The sequence below is a fragment of the Actinomadura fibrosa genome, assembly GCF_900659615.1.
GTDB classification, from domain to species: domain Bacteria; phylum Actinomycetota; class Actinomycetes; order Streptosporangiales; family Streptosporangiaceae; genus Spirillospora; species Spirillospora fibrosa.
Window position 1 is genome coordinate 1 of record NZ_CAACUY010000211.1, and the last position, 15468, is coordinate 15468.

Annotated in this window: 15 protein-coding genes and 2 riboswitches; of the genes, 3 read left to right on the forward strand and 12 right to left on the reverse strand. The window is 74.7% G+C overall.

Translation table 11 applies throughout. The features are described from left to right. Positions 1–157 precede the first annotated feature (157 nt). Positions 158–886 (reverse strand): (Fe-S)-binding protein, encoded by a 729-nt coding sequence (locus E1300_RS38760; protein ID WP_131762109.1) that lies wholly within the window; start codon positions 884–886, stop codon positions 158–160. Between the two features lie 373 nt (positions 887–1259). On the opposite strand from E1300_RS38760, the gene E1300_RS38765 reads away from it, so the two are divergent. Beyond that, positions 1260–1463: a DUF5999 family protein gene (locus E1300_RS38765; RefSeq protein WP_131762110.1), complete on the forward strand. Its 204-nt coding sequence runs from the start codon at positions 1260–1262 to the stop codon at positions 1461–1463. A 110-nt stretch (positions 1464–1573) separates the two neighbouring features. Here E1300_RS38765 and E1300_RS38770 read toward each other — a convergent pair whose 3' ends face one another. Further along, positions 1574–2188 carry an alpha/beta hydrolase family protein gene (locus E1300_RS38770; RefSeq protein WP_131762111.1) on the reverse strand — a complete coding sequence of 205 codons (615 nt, stop codon included), beginning with the start codon at positions 2186–2188 and terminating at the stop codon, positions 1574–1576. A 56-nt stretch (positions 2189–2244) separates the two neighbouring features. Here E1300_RS38770 and E1300_RS38775 point away from each other — a divergent pair, with 56 nt between their 5' ends. Next, entirely contained in the window at positions 2245–2670 is a 426-nt protein-coding gene (locus tag E1300_RS38775) for a PPOX class F420-dependent oxidoreductase (RefSeq protein WP_131762112.1), read from the forward strand. Positions 2671–2673: 3 nt separating this feature from the next. Here E1300_RS38775 and E1300_RS38780 read toward each other — a convergent pair whose 3' ends face one another. From E1300_RS38780 to gcvP, 3 genes are all read right to left on the reverse strand, one after another. Beyond that, on the reverse strand, positions 2674–3828 hold the full coding sequence (locus E1300_RS38780) for a tetratricopeptide repeat protein (protein WP_131762113.1): 1155 nt from the start codon (positions 3826–3828) through the stop codon (positions 2674–2676). A 153-nt stretch (positions 3829–3981) separates the two neighbouring features. Further along, a complete protein-coding gene (locus E1300_RS38785; protein WP_131762114.1) occupies positions 3982–4284 on the reverse strand; it encodes a hypothetical protein in 303 nt (100 codons plus the stop codon). Positions 4285–4387: 103 nt separating this feature from the next. Next, positions 4388–7264 (reverse strand): aminomethyl-transferring glycine dehydrogenase, encoded by a 2877-nt coding sequence (gene gcvP, locus E1300_RS38790; RefSeq protein ID WP_131762115.1) that lies wholly within the window; start codon positions 7262–7264, stop codon positions 4388–4390. 60 nt (positions 7265–7324) lie between these two features. Beyond that, a riboswitch (glycine riboswitch) is annotated at positions 7325–7427 on the reverse strand. Further along, positions 7428–7523: riboswitch (glycine riboswitch) on the reverse strand. 266 nt (positions 7524–7789) lie between these two features. On the opposite strand from gcvP, the gene E1300_RS38795 reads away from it, so the two are divergent. Continuing rightward, positions 7790–10300 carry a lysylphosphatidylglycerol synthase transmembrane domain-containing protein gene (locus tag E1300_RS38795; protein ID WP_207400201.1) on the forward strand — a complete coding sequence of 837 codons (2511 nt, stop codon included), beginning with the start codon at positions 7790–7792 and terminating at the stop codon, positions 10298–10300. Between the two features lie 15 nt (positions 10301–10315). On the opposite strand, the gene E1300_RS38800 is transcribed toward E1300_RS38795, so the two are convergent. From E1300_RS38800 to E1300_RS38830, 7 genes are all read right to left on the reverse strand, one after another. Further along, positions 10316–10918 (reverse strand): MerR family transcriptional regulator, encoded by a 603-nt coding sequence (locus tag E1300_RS38800; protein WP_131762117.1) that lies wholly within the window; start codon positions 10916–10918, stop codon positions 10316–10318. 501 nt (positions 10919–11419) lie between these two features. Continuing rightward, positions 11420–11890 (reverse strand): bifunctional nuclease family protein, encoded by a 471-nt coding sequence (locus tag E1300_RS38805; protein WP_131762118.1) that lies wholly within the window; start codon positions 11888–11890, stop codon positions 11420–11422. 142 nt (positions 11891–12032) lie between these two features. Next, positions 12033–12797, reverse strand: a complete 765-nt coding sequence (gene ftsR / locus E1300_RS38810; protein WP_131762119.1) for a transcriptional regulator FtsR — start codon at positions 12795–12797, stop codon at positions 12033–12035. Between the two features lie 67 nt (positions 12798–12864). Continuing rightward, on the reverse strand, positions 12865–13401 hold the full coding sequence (locus E1300_RS38815) for an FHA domain-containing protein (RefSeq protein ID WP_131762120.1): 537 nt from the start codon (positions 13399–13401) through the stop codon (positions 12865–12867). 332 nt (positions 13402–13733) lie between these two features. Beyond that, positions 13734–14504 (reverse strand): DUF881 domain-containing protein, encoded by a 771-nt coding sequence (locus E1300_RS38820; protein WP_131762121.1) that lies wholly within the window; start codon positions 14502–14504, stop codon positions 13734–13736. Then, positions 14501–14833, reverse strand: coding sequence for a small basic family protein (locus E1300_RS38825; protein WP_131762122.1), 333 nt, complete (start codon positions 14831–14833; stop codon positions 14501–14503). The genes E1300_RS38820 and E1300_RS38825 overlap by 4 nt, the downstream gene beginning before the upstream one ends. Positions 14834–14998: 165 nt before the next feature. Continuing rightward, on the reverse strand, positions 14999–15468 hold a 470-nt coding region (locus E1300_RS38830; RefSeq protein WP_131762123.1), incomplete at its 5' end, for a DUF881 domain-containing protein.

Sequence of the window (15468 nt, forward strand, 5' to 3'; positions counted from 1 at the left end):
CCGGTGTCGGCCAGCGCGCCCCGCGCGGCCGCCGCGAACTTCGGCGTCGGCAGCGGAACGGGCTCGCGCGCCCCGGCACCCGTGCCCGCCGGCCCCGCCGCGCTCGTCCGGGAGGAGGAGGGGCTCGTCCCCGGGGCGGAGCCCGGAACGGGCGGGGTCACCGCTCCTCCGTCCCGGCCAGGATCTCGGCCAGGTGCATGGCGCGGACGCCGCCGCGCAGCCGCGACAGCGCCCCGCCGATGTGCGCGAGGCAGGAGTTGTCGACCGCGCACACCACGTCGGCGCCCGTCTCGCGGACGTGCCGGACCTTGTCGGCCACCATCGCCACCGACACGTCGGCGTTCTTCATCGCGAACGCGCCGCCGAAGCCGCAGCACTCCTCCGCCGCGGGCAGCTCCGCGAGCTCCAGGCCCTTCACCGCGCGCAGGAGCCGCAGCGGCCGGTCGGCGACGCCGAGCGTCCGCGCGGACTGGCAGGTCGGGTGGTAGGTGACGCGGTGCGGGAAGTAGGCGCCGACGTCGACGACGCCCAGCACGTCCACCAGGAACTCGGTGAGCTCGTAGACGGCGACGCCCTCGGCGGCGCGGGCCAGGCCGGGGTCGCGGGCCGCCCGCGCGATCCGCGGGTAGGCGTCGCGGACGGCGGCCGCGCACGACGCCGACGGCGTCACGACGACCTCGTGGCCCTCGAACGCGGCGGTGAACCCGCGGGCGAGGTCGGCGGCCTCCCGGTGGTACCCGGTCGTCCAGTGCACCTGGCCGCAGCACGTCTGGCCGGGCGGGTAGCGCACCTCGTGCCCGAGCCGCTCCAGCAGGGCGGTGACGGCCTTGCCGGTCGCGGGGAACACCGCGTCGTCGAAGCAGGCGACGAACAGCGCCACGCGCATACCGGCCCACACCCCCAAAGCGCCTCGCCGAGGCTGGTCTCCGTGGGACATCGTAGGGGCCGGGGACGGCGCGCCCGGGGGAAACGATCGCACCCGGCTGGCCACAAGCGGGCCCCGGGCTCCACCCCGCTCGCACCCCGCGGAACGTTTGCCGGTCCGACGGCGTGTCGTTCCCCGCCCGTTATCGCTCGTAAGGGACCCTTATGCCTGGCACCTCGGGGTGAGGCGGGTCACATTCCACCAGTACTCCGGTACCAAAGGACAACCGTCCCAACGGGCTATGGCCCGGGGCGTGCGAACCGAATCACACTGGGGTGCGTCAATAAGGCAAGAGCAACACGACCGACGAGTAGTTGAGACCGGAGGCACGCCGATGTGCCCGCACCAGCCGCCCTGTCCCTCACACGAAGCACCCGACCGCGACGCCGCGCGGACGCTGGCCACCCATCCCGAACAGGGCTGGAGCCTGCTGTGCAACGGCGTCGTGCTCTTCGAGGACACCGGTGAGCTGCTGCCCGACGGGGGGATCATCGCACCGCACCGGCCGACGGACCTGAAGGCTCCGTCCGCCGCGTAGACCGGTTCCCACGGGGGACTAGTTCCAACGGGTGATCATCCTCGGGGGCGCACTCACCTGCGCAGCGCCTTCGGGCCCGCACCGGGCCCGAAGGCACAGAAGGACCGACGTCACCGGCCCGTCCGCGCCGGACGGGCCGCCCAGCGGCGCAGCCATGGCTCCACCGCGGCGCCCACCGCGCCCGGTGCCCTGTTCAGGTCGTGCCGCTCTCCGGCGAGCACCGCGACGGCCGCCGCGTCCGCCGGGTCCGGCACGCCGAACGGGTCCCGGTCGCCGTTGACGACCAGCACCTCCACGCCCGCCGACCGCAGCTCGTCCGCGCGCGACTTCTCCGGCCTGCCCGGCGGGTGCAGCGGGAACGCCAGCGCGACGACCCCCGCCGCCCCGACCTCGCGCGCCGTCCGGCACGCCACCCTGGCGCCGTTGCTGCGGCCGCCCTGAACGAGCGGCACGTCCCCGAACCGCCCCCGCACCGCCGCCACGGCCTCCACCCACGCCTCGTCCTGCTTCGCCGCCGGGCCGGGCGCCCGGCGCCCCGCGAGCCGGAACGGCTGCGTCACCCGCGCCACGGCGCCGCCCAGCCCCAGCGCGACGTCCCGGACCGCGAGCAGGTCGGCGGCGTCCACACCGCCGTTCGACCCGTGCGTCAGGACGAGCAGGAACCCCGGCTCCCGCGGTCCGTCCAGCACGGCCTCGGCGGGCCCGTGCGCGGTCGCGATGTCCATGCAGGTCACCGTAGCCCCCTCCCCCGGGCGATGATCACGTGGGGCAGACTTGCCCCATGGAGCAGATGACCGACAGCGAATGGCGGGCCTTCGTCTCGGAGGGCACCCGCACCGGCAAGGCCGGCGTCACCCGCAAGGACGGGTCGCCGCACGTCACGCCGATCTGGTTCGTCCTCGACGGGGACGACCTCCTGTTCAACACCCACAACGAGAGCGTCAAGGGCCGCGCACTGCGCCGCGACCCGCGCCTGTCCGTGTGCGTGGACGACCAGACGCCGCCGTACTCGTACGTGCACATCCAGGCCGAGGCCACCCTCGTCGAGGACGTCGACGAGGTCCGCAGGTGGGCGACCGCCATCGGGGCCCGCTACATGGGCGCCGACCGGGCGGAAGAGTTCGGCGCGCGCAACGGCGTCCCCGGCGAGTACCTCGTCCGCGCCCGCATCACCAAGGTGATCGCGCAACGCGCCGTCTCCGAGTAGCGCCTAGGCGTCGGGCCAGCCCGGTGGGAGCGCGGGGGCGGGGGCGCCCATCGCCAGGCGCAGGCGCTCGGCGAAGCTCTCGTGCAGCAGCGGACCCCAGGCGTAGTCGCTCGGGACGCGGACCGCCCGGCCCAGCAGCTCGTGCGTCTCCCCGGGCCGCCGCTCCGCCGGGTCGTCGGCGTACCGGACGGCCAGCAGCGCGTACATGTGGTCGAGGGCGCCGAACGCCTCCCCCGCCACCGCCGGCAGCGTCCCGTCCGACACGGCCTGCTCCACGACCGGCTCCCACCACAGGTCGGCGGGGTCGGCGTCCTCGTCGTCGCCGCCGAAGTCGCGGCGGAGCCTCGCCCGCACCTGCCCGGCGACACCCGGGTCGGCCAGGCCGCGCCGCCAGACGTCGCCGGCCTCGGCGCCGCGGCCGCGCAGCGGCAGGGTGCGCGCGAGCAGCTCGGTGGCGAGCGGCCCCACCTCGGGGTCGGCGGGCTCGCCGGCGCTGTCGAGGGCCGCGCCGAACGCCCCGATGGCCTGGTCCAGGTAGGAGATGCCGAGCGCGACGGCGAGCCGCGCGTAGGCGTACGGCGCGGCGGCGCGGTCGATCAGCCGGAGCCCGGCGGTGAGGACCCGCTGCGCGCGGGCGGGCTCGCCGCGCTCCAGCAGCCGCTGCGCGAGGTCGTGCGCGGCCGGCGGCCCGTACTCGGCGTCCCCCGTCGCGACGACCGCCTCCCAGTGCCCGCGCGCCGCCTCGAAGTCGCCCGCGTCGTCGGCGAGCCGCGCGAGGGCCAGGTGCGCGGGCGGCAGGTAGGCGTCGTTGCCGAAGTCGACCACCACGCGCCAGGCGGGCCCCGCCTGCTCGTGCTCCCCGGCGCGCTCGTGCGTGAGCGCCAGGTGGTAGGCGGCGCGCGGCCCGTACTCGGGGTCGCCGGTGGCGATGGCCGCCCGGTCGGCCTCCCGCGCCCCGGCCACGTCACCGGCGTCGTCGAGGACGACCGCCAGCCCGAGCGCCGCCCGCGCCCGGTACGGGGTGTCGCCCAGGGCGAGCACCCGCTCGAACAGGCGGGCGGCCCGGTCGGCCCCGCCGTTCTCGGCGAGGACCCGGGCCTCCTCGCACAACCGCGCCGGATCGTCGGATGCGGACGCCGCGTCCACGGACTCGCTCATCTTCCACTGCCCTCTGGGGGTGTCAGGGTCCGCACAGAGCCTAGCGACCCACCGCCCCCAAGTCTCGTGTCCACAGCAGTGTTGATCGCAAGCAGTCCACCCACCCCGCCACCGAGACCACCGCCGAAGCGACGACCTCGATGACCACCGACGTCACCCTGCGATCGCGTGCGAAGCCAGTGCCGAGCCTGCGAGGCACTGATCGCGCAGCGAGCCGCCAGGCGAGCCGAAGCGATGCAGCGATCGCCGCAGCGCCCGTCGAAGGAGGCCCGCCAGGGCCGACACCAAGGGCACTGCAATAAACACAGCGGCGGCCTCGATGATCACCGACGTCAACGCCGCGATCGCGTGCGAAGCCAGGTTCGAGCCTGCGAGAACCTGATCGCGCAGCGAGCCGCCAGGCGAGCCGAAGCGATGCAGCGATCGCCGCGCCGCCCGTTGAAGGAGGGCCCTCAAGGCCCGACGCCAAGGGCGACGCAATAGATACAGCGATCGCCGCGCCGCCCGTTGAAGGAAGGCCCGCTAGGGCCTGACGCCAAGGGCGACGCAATAAATACAGCTAGTCCTCGAAGGCTTCCGGGGGTGGGCAGGAGCAGATCAGGTTGCGGTCGCCGTAGGCCTGGTCGATGCGGCGGACGGGCGGCCAGTACTTGGCCTCGCGGAGGGCCGGGACGGGGTAGGCGGCCTCCTCGCGGGTGTAGGAGTGCTTCCAGTCGTCGGTGAGCAGGGAGGCGGCGGTGTGGGGGGCGTTCTTCAGGGGGTTGTCGTCGGCGTCGTAGCCGCCGTCGGCGACCCGCTGGATCTCGCGGCGGATGGCGATCATGGCGTCGCAGAAGCGGTCGAGCTCGGCGAGGTCCTCGCTCTCGGTGGGCTCGATCATCAGGGTGCCGGCGACCGGGAAGGAGAGGGTCGGGGCGTGGAAGCCGTAGTCGATGAGGCGCTTGGCGACGTCCTCGGCGGTGATGCCGGTCTCCTTGGTGATCTTGCGGAGGTCGGCGATGCACTCGTGCGCGACGAGGCCGTTGCGGCCGGTGTAGAGGATCGGGTAGTGCGGGGCGAGGCGCGCGGCGAGGTAGTTCGCGCCGATGATGGCGCCCTCGGTGGCGGCGCGGAGGCCGTCCGGGCCCATCATGGCGATGTAGGCCCAGGAGATCGGGAGGATGCCCGCCGAACCCCACGGGGCCGCGGAGATCGGGCCGACGCCGCTGTCGGCGGGGCCCGCCTCGGGGCGCAGGGGGTGGTTCGGCAGGAACGGCGCGAGGTGCTCGCGGACGCCGATCGGGCCGACGCCGGGGCCGCCGCCGCCGTGCGGGATGCAGAAGGTCTTGTGCAGGTTCAGGTGGGAGACGTCCGAGCCGAACTCGCCGGGACGGGCGAGGCCGACGAGGGCGTTGAGGTTGGCGCCGTCGACGTAGACCTGGCCGCCGGCCTCGTGCACGGCGGCGCAGACGTCGGTGATGCCCTCCTCGAACACGCCGTGGGTGGACGGGTACGTCACCATGATCGCGGCGAGCCGGTCGCCGTGCTGGGCGATCTTGGCGTGCAGGTCATCGAGGTCGACGTTGCCGCCGTCGTCGCACTTGACGACGACGACGCGCATGCCCGCCATGACGGCGCTGGCGGCGTTGGTGCCGTGCGCGGACGACGGGATCAGGCACACGTCGCGGTGCGCCTCGCCGCGGGACTCGTGGTAGCCGCGGATGGCGAGCAGGCCGGCGAGCTCGCCCTGGGAGCCCGCGTTCGGCTGGACGGACACCTTGGCGTAGCCGGTGATCTCGGCGAGCGCGCCCTCCAGCTCGGCGATCAGCTCCAGGTAGCCCTGGGCCTGCTCGACGGGCGCGAAGGGGTGGATGTCGGCGAACTCCGGCCAGGTGACCGGCTCCATCTCGGCGGTGGCGTTCAGCTTCATCGTGCAGGAGCCGAGCGGGATCATCGAGCGGTCGAGGGCGATGTCCTTGTCCTGGAGCTTCCGCAGGTAGCGGAGCATCGCGGTCTCGGAGCGGTGCGCGTGGAACACGGGGTGGGTCAGGTAGGGGCTCTCGCGGCGGAGCGCCTCCGGGAACGCCTCCTCGGCGCCGGTGACCTCCGTGGGCACGCCGAAGGACTCCAGGACGGCGGTGACGTGCTCGGGCAGCGTCCGCTCGTCGCAGGCGACGGCGACCTCGTCCGGGCCGGACGGGCGCAGGTTGATGCCGCGCTCGCGGGCGGCGGCGACGACCTCGGCGGCCCGGCCGGGCACGCGGGCGAGGACGGTGTCGAAGAACGAGCCGTGGACGACCTCGACGCCGCCGCGGCGCAGCCCCGCGGCGATCTCGGCGGCCCGCCGGTGCGCCCGCTGGGCGATCGCGGCGAGGCCCTCGGGGCCGTGGTAGACGGCGTACATGCTCGCCATCACGGCGAGCAGCACCTGCGCGGTGCAGATGTTGCTGGTGGCCTTCTCGCGGCGGATGTGCTGCTCGCGGGTCTGGAGCGCGAGCCGGTAGGCGGGCGCGCCGTCGGCGTCGACGGACACGCCGACGAGCCGTCCGGGGAGCTGCCGCTGGATGCCCTCGGCGACGGCCATGTAGCCGGCGTGCGGGCCGCCGAAGCCGTACGGGACGCCGAAGCGCTGCGCGGAGCCCACGGCGATGTCGGCGCCGCACTCCCCCGGCGGGCGCAGCAGGGTCAGGGCGAGCAGGTCGGCGGCGACGACGACCTTGGCGCCGCGCTCGCGGGCCTGCGCGGCGACCGGCTCCAGGTCGCGGACGGCGCCGGACGCGCCCGGGTACTGGAGGAGCACGCCGAAGAAGTCGCCGTCGGGCAGCCCGGCGGACAGGTCGGCGGTGACGACCTCGATGCCGAGGGGGATCGCGCGGGTCCGGACGACCTCGATGGTCTGCGGGAGCGCGTCGGCGTCGACGAGGAAGGTGCCGGGCTCCTTGCGGCGGGACGCGCGGTGGGCGAGGGCCATGGCCTCGGCGGCGGCGGTGCCCTCGTCCAGCATGGAGGCGTTGGCGACGGGCAGCCCGGTGAGGTCGGCGACGACGGTCTGGAAGTTGAGCAGCGCCTCCAGCCGGCCCTGCGAGATCTCCGGCTGGTACGGGGTGTAGGCCGTGTACCAGCCCGGGTTCTCCATGACGTTCCGCAGGATCACCGGCGGGGTGATCGTCCCGGCGTAGCCGAGGCCGATCATGGAGGTGAGGACGGTGTTGCGGGCGGCCAGCTCGCGCAGCCGGGCCAGCGCGGCGGTCTCGCTCAGCGCGGGCGGCAGGCCGAGGGGCCGGGCGGTGCGGATCCCGGCCGGGACCGCGTCGTCGATGAGCGCCTCGGCGCCGGAGTAGCCGATGGCGGCGAGCATCCTGGCCTGCTCGTCGGAGGACGGGCCGATGTGCCGGTCGGCGAACGCGGACCGGGGGTGCTGCGGCGAGGCCACCGGGGCGAAGAACTGGGCGGTCATGGGGAGTGCCTCCTGGCTGCTGCGGTCGCTCAGGGCCGCCGCCGGCGCGGGCCGGCGGCCGTCTCCCCCTCTGTCATCGGCACCTGAGAGCTTCACCCGCGGCGCGGGGTTTCCCCTTCGGTGAGCCGCCCTCCCCCGGAGGGCGCCTGCTTTCCAGAGGTGCCTCGCCCGGGCGGTCCTTTTGCCTGAGAGGTTCCGGGGATGTTGCCCCTTCGGCGCCCCGCGCCGGCTTGCGCGAGGACTCTCCCGCCCAGGGTCGACGGCATGTCCGGTCAAACCCTACCCAACGATCGCGTAAACGATCGTCGCGGGGGCCCGGCGCGCGAGCCGGGTGACCAGCGTCACGGCCCGTGTACCGACCAGTAGGATGAGGGCGGCCCACGGATCCGGGACGGTCCGCGGGACGGCGGGAAGGCTCGGCGGGCGGTGGACGCGGACGGCCGGGAGGCGGCGTCCGGTTCGACGCCGCGTCGCCGGTTCTGGGACGCTGATCACGATGGCGGACGGTCAGGGCGGCGATACGGCGTGACGCGCACCTCCGGCGAGACCGGGACGGCGCGCCCCGGGCAGGGCGCGCCCCCGGGCGTGCCCGTGGACGAGCCGCCGCGGCCCGACCGCATCCGCCGCTCCTCCGACGGGATCAAGTTCGCGGTCTGCTGCGCGCTGCTGGCCGCGGTAATGCTGCTGGTGTCGATCGCCCAGCAGACCACGCACGGCCTCCAGACCGACATCGCGGAGGGCACCGCCCACGCGCCGCGGCTGCTGCTGACGCTCGCCACGCTGGCATCCAGCTTCGGCGTCCTCGCCGTCCCGGTGGCGTTCGCCGTGGAGCGGCTGTTCCACAAGGACGGGACGCGCGTCGCGATCGCCCTGCTGGCGGCGGCGATCGCGTTCCTGGTGACGATCGGGCTGGACGACCTCGTGGTGCCGTCCGCGCCCGGCGGCGTCCTGGACTCGCTGATCTGGGGCGGCACCTCGACCGCGCCGGTGCACACCGACATCGCGCCGGTGATCGCCTTCGTCACCGCGGTGGGGATGGCGGGGCGGGCCCGGTGGCAGGCGGCGACCTGGACGATGATCGGGCTGGCGGCGCTGACCGGGCTCACCGCCGCGTACGCCTCGGTGGCGGCGCTCGGCGCGACGTACCTGCTCGGCCGCGCCATCGGCTACGGCACCCTGTACGCGGTCGGCACGCCGAACCCGCGGCCGTCCGGCGCCGCGGTCGTCGCGACGCTGGAGCGGCTCGGGCTGCGCCCGGTGCGCGCCGTCCACCTCGGCGACGCCGCGGCGGGCGGCGGGGCCCGGGAGGCGCGCCGGTACGGCGTCGTGCTGGCCCCCTCCCCCGCCTGCGAGGACGCGGAGCCCGCGCGGCGTCCCGCCCGGGACGGCGAGCCGGAGCGGGCACGGGGCGAGTGGGACCTTGAGGTCCGCGTCCTGGACCGCGACCAGCAGACCGCCGGGCTCCTCTACCGGATCTGGCGGCTGCTGCGGCTGCGGGGCCCGGCCACCGGCGAGGCGCTGCGGTCGCTGCGGCGCTCGCTGGAGCAGGAGTCGCTGATGGCGTACGCCGTGGACGCGGCGGGCGCCCGGACCCCGCGGCTGCTGGGGACGGCGGAGGTCGGCACCGAGGCGGCCCTGCTCGCCTACGAGCACGTGCCGGGCCGCCGGCTCGGCGACGTCCCGGCCGCCGAGGTCACCGACGACCTGCTGACGGACGTGTGGCGGCAGTTCCGGCGGCTCCAGGCCGGGCGGCTCGCGCACCGCCGGCTGGAGGACGGCGTGGTCGTCGTCGGGGACGGCGACGGCCGCGCCTACGTGACCGACCTGCGCTCCGGCGAGACCGCCGCGGGCGACCTCGCGCTGCGGCTGGACCTGGCGCAGCTGCTCACCACGCTGGCGCTGCGGGCGGGGCCCGAGCGCGCCGTCCGCACCGCCGCGGAGGTGCTCGGCGAGGAGGCCCTCGCCGCCGCCGTCCCGCTGTTGCAGCGGGTGGCGCTGTCGCGGGCGACCCGCGCGGAGCTGCGCCACCAGAAGGACCTGCTCACCCGGATCCGCGAGCAGATCGTCCGGCTGAAGCCCGAGACCGAGGCCGCGCCGGTCCGGCTGGAGCGCTTCCGGCCCCGCACGATCTTCAGCATCGTGGCCCTGTCGGTCGCCGCCTACATCGTGATCCCGCAGGTCGCGAGCCTGGACATCGCGCACCTGGTGTCCACCGCGACCTGGTGGTGGGTCGCGGTCGCGCTCGGCGCGGCGGCGCTCACCTACCTCGCCGCCGCGTTCATGCTGATGGGGTTCGTCCCGGAGCGGCTGCCGCTGTGGCGGACGTTCCTCGCCCAGGTCGCGGCGTCGTTCGTGAAGCTCGTGGCGCCCGCCGCGGTCGGCGGCGTGGCGATCAACACCCGCTACCTCCAGCGCTCCGGGGTGCGGCCGGGCCCGGCGGTCGCGAGCGTCGGCGCGTCCCAGCTCGTCGGGATGGCCGTCCACATCCTGCTGCTGGTCCTGTTCGGGTTCCTGAGCGGGTCGAGCGCGAACGCCACCCGGGACCTCGCGCCGTCCCGCACGATCGTGATCGCGGTCCTCGTCCTCGGCCTGGTCGCGGGGATCGCGCTGACGATCCCGAAGGTCCGCCGCATCGTCACGGCGCGGATCGGGAGCCTGTTCTCCGGCGTGGTGCCGCGGCTGGTGGACGTCCTCCAGTCGCCGCGGAAGCTCGCCACGGGGCTCGGCGGCACGCTGCTGCTGACCCTGGCGTTCGTGGTCTGCCTGGACGCCTCGATCCGCGCGTTCGGCGGCTCGCTGCCGTGGACGTCGGTCGTGGTGGTGTACCTGACCGCGAACGCCCTGGGCAACGCGGCCCCGACGCCCGGCGGCCTGGGCGCGGTCGAGGGCGCGCTGACGCTGGCGCTGACGATCTCGGGGCTGACGGCGGAGACGGCGACGTCCGCGGTGCTGCTGTACCGGCTGCTGACCCTGTGGCTGCCGGTGCTGCCGGGATGGGCGGCGTTCGCCTACCTCCAGCGCAAAGAGGCGATCTAGGCGGACCCCGGAGGGTCAGCCGGTGCGCCGCGCGCGGCGGCGGTTGGCGAGCTCGTCGTGCGGGTGCTCGGCGGGGTCGGCGTCGGTGGCGGCGCGTTCCCCGGGGAGCTCCGCCAGGCTCCCCTCCACCTCCTGCCACACCCGGCCCAGCGCGATGCCGAACACGCCCTGCCCGCCCTGGAGCAGGTCGACGACCTCGTCGGCGGACGTGCACTCGTACACGCTGACGCCGTCGCTCATCAGGGTGATCTGCGCCAGGTCGCGCACGCCGCGGTCGCGCAGGTGCGTCACCGCCGTGCGGATCTGCTGGAGCGACACCCCGGTGTCGAGGAGCCGCTTGACCACCTTGAGGACGAGGATGTCGCGGAAGCTGTAGAGGCGCTGGCTGCCCGAGCCGTGGGCCGCGCGGACGCTCGGCTCCACCAGCGCGGTGCGCGCCCAGTAATCCAGCTGCCGGTAGGTGATCCCCGCCGCGGCGCACGCCGTCGGGCCGCGGTAGCCGACGTCCTCGGGCGGCGCCGACACCTGGGTGTCGAAGAGCAGGCCCTGCTCTCCGGCACGCCGGGACGCCATGTGCCTCTCGGGGGTCGCCTTGCCCTCGCCGCTGCTCACCGCCACGCGGACCTCCGGCTTCTATCAGCCCGTGGCGCTTCGTCAAGGGGGTTTGGCGAATTACACCACGGGTGTTCCACCAGCACGGTAGGTGCCGGTCAGGGCGCGGTCAACGTTCACCGTCGGCGCGTCGCATGCCCGGATGAACCGGCTTCACGTGGGCAAACTGCGCACCTTCGCCGCCATCGCACTCCTACCCCGATCGTCGCCCCTCGGAAACGGCCAGGTCCAGGGCAATGCGCGACCGGTGGCGGGTCCGCGGGACCATCCGGGGTGCCGTGACATATGCCACTAAAGCTCCGGGCGGGCCGGCGGGACCGCGAAAGGCCCGGTGGCGGCGGGGTTCGAGGTGCCTTACCCCAGGGACAGAAGAGACGGATGGAGCGGAGACTGCGCCGCGCGGGGCCGCCGAGATATTTCAGCCGACGTGCTCGATCGGAGCCTCGAACGAGCCCTGAGACGGGTCCTCGAACGGGCGTCCCGGCCGGGTTCCCGGCCCAGAGGCGCTCAGCCGGCGCGGCCGAAGTCCTCCGGGGAGATGGTGTCGAGGAACTCGCGGAACTTCTCGACCTCGTCCTCCTGCTCGTCCGGGATCGCGACCCCGGCCTCCTCCAGCACGTCCTCGCTCGCGAAGATCGTGGCGCCGGTGCGCAGCGCCAGGGCGATCGAGTCCGACGGCCGGGCGCTCACCTCCACGCCGTTGGAGAAGATCAGGTCGGCGAAGAAGATGCCCTCGCGCAGGGCGGTGATGTTCACGGTGCGGAGCTGCACGCTCAGCGCGTCCAGGACGTCGCGGAACAGGTCGTGGGTGAGCGGGCGGGCCGGCAGCACCCCCTGCTGGGCGAAGGCGATCGCGGTCGCCTCGACCGCCCCGATCCAGATGGGCAGGTAGCGATCGCCCTCCGACTCCTTCAACAGGACGATCGGCTGATTGGAGGGCATCTCGACCCGGACGCCGACGACCTCCATCTGCTTCACTGCGGCTCCCTGCTGGCTCTCGCTGTCCCGATCACCACGTGCACCGGACCGATTTCCTGACCGAACCCTGTAGCCAACGTACACCCAGGCTCGGACGGCGCGCGGCGCCCCGGTGCGGCAAATACCTCCGGGACTCCCATGATCAGGGGTCGAGGCTTTCGCGGAGGCCCGCGGAGACGAGGGCCGCGTGGAGCCGCACCGACAGGGCGGCGATCTCGCGGGCCGTCTCGGCGGCCTGCTCGTGGGCGTCGGGGCTGCGGCGGCGGAGCTGGGGCGCGACCATCTGCTCGATCAGCCCGGCCTGCCGGTCGGCGGCGGCCTTCACCGCGCGCAGGTGCCGGACCTCGAACCCGTACTCGCCGAGCGCCGCGGCGGCCCGCGCGACGGCGAGGGCCTCGCCCCGGTAGTGGGCGCCGGTCCTGCGGACGAGGCCGTACTCCTCCAGCCGGGCGAGGAGGTCCTCGCCGATGCCCGCGCCGTCGAGGAGCTGGCGGCGGGTCAGCCGGACCGCGGGCTCCTCGGCCGTCGTGTCGGCCGCCACGAGCGTGCGGGGGCGGCGCTGCGCGGACTCCGCGCCGACGCTGGCGCCGGATCCCGGGCCGGAGCCGGAGCCGCCGCGGCGGGCGCCGAGCGGCGGGACGGCCTCGCCGCGGTCCCGGGCCTCCAGGTGCTGCCTGATGACGCGCAGCGGCATGTAGTGGTCGCGCTGCGCGGTCAGGACGTACCGGAGCCGCTCCACGTCGGCGGCCCCGAACTTGCGGTAGCCCGAGGGGCTGCGCTGCGGTTCGACCAGGCCCTCGGACTCCAGGAACCTGATCTTGGAGATCGTGATGTCCGGGAAGTCGGGCCTGAGCAGCCCGATGACGTCCCCGATCGTCATCAGGGACCGGGCTGGCTGCGCGTTCATGGCCCCTCCCATCGTCGCCGCGACCCCGCGCTCCCCTCCGCGCCCGCCCCCGGGCGCCCGGTCTCCGTCAGCCGTGCTGCGGGTTGGTCAGGAACACCAGCCGGAACTTGCCGATCTGGACCTCGTCCCCGCCCGACAGCCCGGCCTGGTCGATGCGCTGGCGGTTGACGTAGGTGCCGTTCAGGCTGCCCACGTCGCGGACGGAGAACGTGGCGCCCTGGCGCGCGAACTCGGCGTGCCGCCGGGACACGGTGACGTCGTCCAGGAAGATGTCGCTCTCGGGGTGGCGGCCCGCCGAGGTGCGCTCCTTGTCGAGCAGGAAGCGGCTGCCCGCGTTCGGGCCGCGCTTCACCACGAGCAGGGCCGTGCCCGGCGGCAGCGCCTCCACGGCGACCTGGTCGGGGCCGACCGGCTCCTCGGCGCCCTGGTCGCCGTCCAGGGCCTCGAACCCGCCGATGGAGATCGTCGAAGTGGACTCGCCCGGCGACTCGCGGGGAGGCAGGGGCGAGGGCGAACTCCGGGTGAGCGGAGTGCCGCAGTTCGAGCAGAAGCGGGCATCATCCGGGTTGGCGTGACCGCACTGCGTGCAGTAGACGCTCGGCATCGATCGGCTCGGCCTCCTACCATCGGCGTGCCGCCGCGGACGTTCCCGCTGCCGCGGGAGCCGCGCGCGCCACGCGCATCCATCAACCAACCCACGCCGGGGACCCGCCCCCGACCACGGTCCAACGCACCGCCCGCTCACACGACGGTCGCCGCAACTTACGCGGGTACTGCCCGAGGGGTCAACCGGAGCGGTGCGCCCGACGGCCCCAAACTACCTTCGCCGATGATCGCAGGTCTACGCCGCCGCGCTGACGGCGGGCGATCACGACGCCCGAGCCGGGCCTCCGGTTTACCGCTCCCCCCGTTTCCCCTCCGATTTCCCCGTTCCCTCTACGGAGACCGTACCGCGCGGACGGCGATCCTCGCGCGCGGGGTGATCGAGACGGTGGCTCCGGCCCCCTCCAGGGTCTTGGCGACGCCGCCCGGGATGCCGAGCGCCGTCGTCATCGTGTGCGGGTCTCCGATGGCGAGGAACCGGTACGGGGGGCGCAGGAGCCGCCCGTTCACGAGCACGCCGCCCCGCTCGTCGAGGAAGTAGGTGTCGACGCCGGCGCGGACCTCGTTGATCTGAATCACCTCGGCGCCCGCGTCCCGGAGTTCCTGGAGGGCGTCGAGGAGATGGGACGCCCGCACGCCGCCCTTCGGGTCGCCGATCAGCAGCTCGATGCCCGGTCCCTCGGCCGGGAGGGTGCCCGCCAGGAGGCCGTAGGCGGTCGCCCGCTCGCGCGCCTCCTTCAGCGCCGCCTCGCCCTCGGCGTCCTGCTGGAGGCCGGCCTTGGTCTCCTCAAGGTCGCGGAGGTCTCCGCGCAGCCGCTCGGACCGCTGGCCCAGATCGGACAGGATGCCGACCAGCTCGTCCTGGCGGGCGGTGGCGAACGTGGTGTCGCGCTTGGTGGACTGGACCTGCGCCACCACGGCGAACCCCAGCACCAGGCAGAGCAGGCCGCCCGCGAGCTGCCCCCACGTCGCGCGGGGCCGCAGCACGTCCAGCAGTCCGGCCACGCCCCGCGGCGCCTCGGCGTGATCCGGGACGGCGGACGCGCTGCTGCTCTCGCCGGTGGTGTCGCCGGGGGCCTCGGGGGTCTGGCCGGGCCCGCTCACGCGCCGAACAGCTTCCGCCGGATGGCCGCCGCGTTGGAGAAGATCCGGATCCCGAGCACGACCACCACCCCGGTGGACAGCTGCGACCCGACGCCGAGCTGGTCGCCGAGGAAGACGATCAGCGCGGCGATGACGGCGTTGCCGACGAAGGAGACGACGAAGACCTTCTCGTCGAAGATGCCCTCCAGCCGGGCCCGGCCCCCGCCGACCAGGGCGTCGAGCGCCGCCACGATCGCGATCGGCAGGTACGGCTGGAGCCAGAGCGGCACCGTCGGCTCCAGCAGGAGGCCGAGCGCCAGCCCGATCGCGAGGCCGATCAGCGCGATCATCCCCGCGTCGCCCCCGCCCCGCTCGCCCGGGCCGGCCTCCGAGGCGCCCTCGCGGGCGCCCGGCGCCGCCCGGACGACGCCCGGCGCCGCCCTACCGATGCTCGGCTTGTCGTCGCCCGCAGGCCCTCATGCACGATCTCCACGTCCGGCCCCCACGATCCGTTCTCACTGCCCGGCTGCGTCCCCCGGCCGGGCGTACCGTACCCGGAGCCCGGCCGCGGCGGGGAGCCGGACCCCGTCCGCGCGGTGGACGCCGTAGCGGATCCCGTAGCGCTCCGCCAGCCGCCGGAGCCGCTCCCCGGCGGCCGACGCCGTGAAGGCGCCCTGGAGGCGGCCGGGGTCGCCGAGGGCCGTCACCTCGTACGGGCCGCGCAGCGGGCGGTAGTCGACGAGGATCGCCTCGCCCGCCGTCCGGATCGCGGTGGTCGGCGTGATCCGCTGCCCGTTGACGCCGATGGCGCTGGCGCCCGCCGCCCACAGCCCGTTCACCGCGTCCTGGAGGTCCTGGTCGTAGATCCGGCCCGCGTCGGCGTCCCGGCCAGCGGCGCCGTCGCGGGGCGCGTCGTCCAGGGTGACGACCAGACCGTCCCCGGCGGCGGGGGCGGCGGCAGCGGCGGCGGCCGTCCGCGCGAGCT